General features: G+C 43.4%; 4 protein-coding genes and 2 tRNA genes. 3 read left to right on the top strand and 3 right to left on the bottom strand.

What is annotated here, in order from left to right; translation table 11 throughout:
* Window positions 1-608: 608 nt before the first annotated feature.
* Window positions 609-1349 (bottom strand): Crp/Fnr family transcriptional regulator, encoded by a 741-nt coding sequence (locus G9G54_RS24715; RefSeq protein ID WP_025718906.1) that lies wholly within the window; start codon window positions 1347-1349, stop codon window positions 609-611.
* A 299-nt stretch (window positions 1350-1648) separates the two neighbouring features.
* Between G9G54_RS24715 and G9G54_RS24710 the strand changes: the two genes are divergently transcribed.
* The 3 genes from G9G54_RS24710 (at window position 1649) to G9G54_RS24700 (ending at window position 3991) form a co-directional block, all read left to right on the top strand.
* On the top strand, window positions 1649-2098 hold the full coding sequence (locus G9G54_RS24710; protein ID WP_165179928.1) for a GAF domain-containing protein: 450 nt from the start codon (window positions 1649-1651) through the stop codon (window positions 2096-2098).
* A 143-nt stretch (window positions 2099-2241) separates the two neighbouring features.
* Window positions 2242-2895 carry a response regulator gene (locus tag G9G54_RS24705; protein ID WP_016818376.1) on the top strand — a complete coding sequence of 218 codons (654 nt, stop codon included), beginning with the start codon at window positions 2242-2244 and terminating at the stop codon, window positions 2893-2895.
* Entirely contained in the window at window positions 2888-3991 is a 1104-nt protein-coding gene (locus G9G54_RS24700; RefSeq protein ID WP_165179927.1) for a PAS domain-containing sensor histidine kinase, read from the top strand. Before G9G54_RS24705 ends, G9G54_RS24700 begins: the two co-directional genes overlap by 8 nt.
* Window positions 3992-4193: 202 nt before the next feature.
* Here G9G54_RS24700 and G9G54_RS24695 read toward each other — a convergent pair.
* A tRNA-Gly gene (locus tag G9G54_RS24695) sits at window positions 4194-4264 on the bottom strand.
* Between the two features lie 9 nt (window positions 4265-4273).
* Window positions 4274-4346: transfer RNA gene (locus G9G54_RS24690), tRNA-Pro, on the bottom strand.

The raw sequence follows: 4346 nt of genomic DNA, 5'->3' as shown, positions 1-4346 counted from the left end.
CGTTCGTCCTGAGCCAGGATCAAACTCTCCATTAAAGACCAACCGAAGCTGGTTTATAGAAAGAGCGATAAGCTCATTTTGAAACTGACGAGATAAAAATATCTCTTGTTTGATTTTGCAAGCAAAATCATTTTACTCACTCGTTGTTCAGTTTTCAAAGATCAAACATTTCTCTTTCGCCGCGTTTTTCAGCAGCTATAAGATCATATCATGTTCTTTTCAAAAATGCAAGGGTTATTTTTCTCTTTTTTTGAAGATTATTTTACCCAAGATTTTCGCTTTTGATACTGCTGTTTTGTTGTCAGCTCAAATAATATATCATTTTCAGCAAAAGAAAGCAACTTGTAAATAATCCCTTTTTTAAACTTGAAATCCCTTCCACCTTTTAGTCAACCATTATTAGCTCCAATGTTACTTCAAAACAGCTAGTTCATAAAATGTCATGTGTTCAGTTCCATTTAATATAAATACATTATTGGTAATTAGCCGCTATACGACGTTGATTAGTTTTTCTGTAATCTATGTTGTTCGTTACCCCATGTGCTAGATTGTTAGAAGACATGCAGCAAGGCGAAGTCTCTTGGACCCCGCCTAATGGTATTCATATATTAGAGGCGACAAATTTCATGGGCACATTGGCCGTACGAAGGACAGCAGCACATGCCACGTAATACCTTAAGATCGTGAATGACAATCTTTCCATCCCTTGTATCTAGGGTTCCCTGCTCTTTCAGCGCGCTCAGCATCCGGTTCACACTCTCTCGCGTCGCTCCAATCATCTCACCTAATTCGGAGTGACTTAGCTTCATATTTAGTAAAATGCCATCCTTCACAGCCACGCCACATGTATTGCTAGCACGGATCAATGTAGATGCTAACGCTCCAGTTTTACCATACAACAGTAAGTCCCGAAAACGCGATTGCATAATGCGTTGCTTCATCGCCATCCACTGGATGAACTGAAGTGCCATTTCCCCATTTTTGGACAAGAGCGACTCCAGATCCTTAACAAGCACGACGCCTAACTCACACACATCGGCTGTTTCCGCAGTGCAACTATACTCTTCTCCATCTATCCCGCTAAATTCCCCAATTAAGTCGCCTTGATGCTGAATGGTCAGAATCAGTTCTTTACCATCTTCTGTCGATTTACGAAGTTTAACATGACCTGAATGTATATAATAAAGCTGCTCTGCATCATCGCCTTCTCGGAAAAGCATAACGCCTGCCTTTACCTTCTTCCAGGACATAATATCTTTTAGCAGATCAAAATGTTCTTCTGTCAAATAAATCTGAATTCCCGTGCGTTCCGCTTCGTCCCCAAACCGTTCCATACAAGTGGCTTGCATGTTAGCGTCCTCCTCGTGTTTACCTGATATCTATATCATAATGTTTTAATGCCTGGGTTGTTATCGGGAGAACACCTGATTTTATACCTTCCTACTCCCTGATTTACTGTGATAAATATCACTTCCGAGGTAAGCTAACGCCCCATTTATCGGCCTTTTCCCTACTCCTTGCCCGACCTGATGAAAAGTCAGTGTTTCCTGCGCCTATAGATCAGGGGGTTCCCTGATCTACTTTTGTAACTGTCAGAACTACAATGAATTAGAGATATAGTTTGGTTATGAAAAAGGATGTGTCTTCTATGCTACAAATAACGGATGAAATGCGAAAAGAACTGAACCAGTTAAGAGATACTATTTATAGTGATCTCACTGCCCTTGCATTTATGTCCAAGTCGGGTGGTAAGCTGCATTGGTATTACGCCTCCGGCAACCGAAGCAATCGCTATCGCCTTATTTCTTTTAAGATTGGTCATGGTATTGCCGGGATGGCTGTTCGCTTGGGACGTACCGTGACTGTAAGTGCTTTACTATCGGGTAGTATACGTCTGCGTCAGGAGTGTGCACTAATGCTGGCCGAGCAGCTTCACTCTGCTGTTGCTATTCCCTTTTCCAGCACAGGGGATCTGCCTAACGGTGTGCTGCTTCTTGGTAATCGTGATGTGAGGACGTTCACAGAGTCTGATGTGGCCGAGGCCACTCAAGTCGCTCAACGCCTTAGCCAACTATGTGCTTACCCTCTCACTCCATAGATCAACAATGTTACTGTAGATAATAAAACTCATAAAATACTTGATATGGCTGTCCCTAACTATCTTTGTTGATTGAAATCCCTAAAATTTGCTATGATTATGACAAAACGCACGGTTTTTTTACCGTTCGAGGGGATGACAAATTGATTCGTATACTAGTAGTGGATGATCATGTTGTCGTACGTTCTGGCCTCATGGCCCTATTGGACGGCAAAAATGGTATTAAGGTCGTAGGAGATGCAGCAGACGGGGATGAGGCGATCCGCAAAGCAGTAGAGCTACAACCTAATGTCGTACTCATGGATTTTAGCATGCCACCTGGCAAAGATGGTCTCACGGCAACTACTGAATTAAAAAAACAGTTGCCCGATACAGAAGTCCTTATTTTAACGATGCATGACGATGAAGAATATCTGTTCCGAGCCATTCAAGCTGGAGCATCCGGATATATTTTAAAAAGCGCACCTCACGAGGAGTTACTCGCTGCCATCCAGTCTGTGGCCGAAGGTAGTGCCTATTTGTACCCGAATGCAACCAAACGACTGATGAGCGAATATCTGGACAAAATCAAACAGGAAGGCATAGCCGGACCCTATGAATCCTTGTCTGAGCGGGAAAAAGAGATTCTATCGTGGGTAGCCAAAGGATATGCCAACAAGGAAATTGCCGAGCACCTGGTGATTAGCGTCAAAACCGTAGAGTCCCATAAAAGCAATCTTATGGAGAAGCTTAACTTGAAAACACGACCTGAGCTAGTCAAATTCGCACTAAAAAAGGGGCTGCTCCATTATGAATGAACCTTCTAACCCTTTACTGCAGCATGCCTTTGGTGAATCAACCGATACACTGCTGAATGATCTGGAAATTTATATACCAGAATCCCCTTTTCTTCATGCGCTGCGTAACTCACTCCACCAATTATCCAATCTGAAATTTGCTCTAGATACGTCTTCCATCGTTGCTTTGACCGATCATCGAGGTATTATTCAGTACGTAAACGACAAGTTCTGTGAGATTTCGCAATACAGTCGTGAAGAGCTGATCGGTCAGGATCATCGTCTCATTAATTCAGGCTATCATACCCCTGCCTTCATGAAAAACCTGTGGACTACAATCCGTTCAGGTGAGGTATGGCAAGGAGAAATACGTAATCGTGCTAAAGATAACAGCTACTACTGGGTGAATACTACGATCGTTCCGTTTATGGACGAGGAAGGTAAACCCTATCAGTACTTAGCGATCCGCAATGAGGTCACTAAACTTAAGAAAGTAGAAGCAGAACTCCAGTCTATGATGACGCAAGTCATGCAAATACAGGAAGAAGAACGTAAACGCTTTTCAAGAGAGCTGCATGATGGGATAGGGCAAAGCTTGTTTTCACTTATTATCCAATTGGATAGCCAACTTGCCGAACAACCTAGTGCTACTCTGGAGAATCTTCGTTCGCAGGTGACCGACATCATCAAAGATGTTCGTGGTCTAGCGTGGGAACTTCGTCCCTCAGTTCTGGATGATCTGGGTGTCGTCCCAGCCATAAGAACCTATATTGAAAACTTCTGTTCTCATTACGGGATTGAGGTGCATTTTCAATGCACTCTACGTAAACGGGTTGATATTCGCAAGGAAATTGCAATTTATCGGATTGTACAGGAGGCATTAACGAATGTAGCCAAATACGCAGATGTAGCAGAGGCATATGTCGACGTTGAGGATCAAAATGAAATGATACAAGTGACCATTCGGGATGAGGGCATTGGATTCTCTGGAAAGTCCCAAGGAGAGGGAGTTGGATTGTTCAGTATGGAAGAACGAGCTAGAGGGGTAGGGGGATTTATGAGCATAACCTCTGCTCCAGACAAGGGAACCTCCATCCAGCTGACCATTCCCGTGTAAAAACTGTCCACTAGATCGGTTATCGGTGTATGCCAGTTGTATGATCAGAACGATATACACCGATACCGAAGATTATGGATAATCAACACATTGTGGATTACATGAGGATAAATACAAAAAAAGAGAGAGCTCTGTCCCCAGACAGGCTCTCTTTATTTATAAGGTGTCACCACTGAGGCAACAAGAATCCGCTATAGCAAAAAGCGGGTGATGGGAATCGAACCCACGCTACCAGCTTGGAAGGCTGGAGTTCTACCATTGAACTACACCCGCAAATCAGTATCGGGATGACACGATTTGAACATGCGACCCCCTGGTCCCAAACCAGGTGCTCTACCAAGCTGAGCTACATCCC

This window comes from Paenibacillus sp. EKM212P (assembly GCF_011066115.1).
Taxonomy (GTDB): domain Bacteria; phylum Bacillota; class Bacilli; order Paenibacillales; family Paenibacillaceae; genus Paenibacillus; species Paenibacillus polymyxa_B.
Note: the sequence above shows the minus strand (reverse complement) of the source record. Positions and strands in the feature narration are given on the sequence as shown.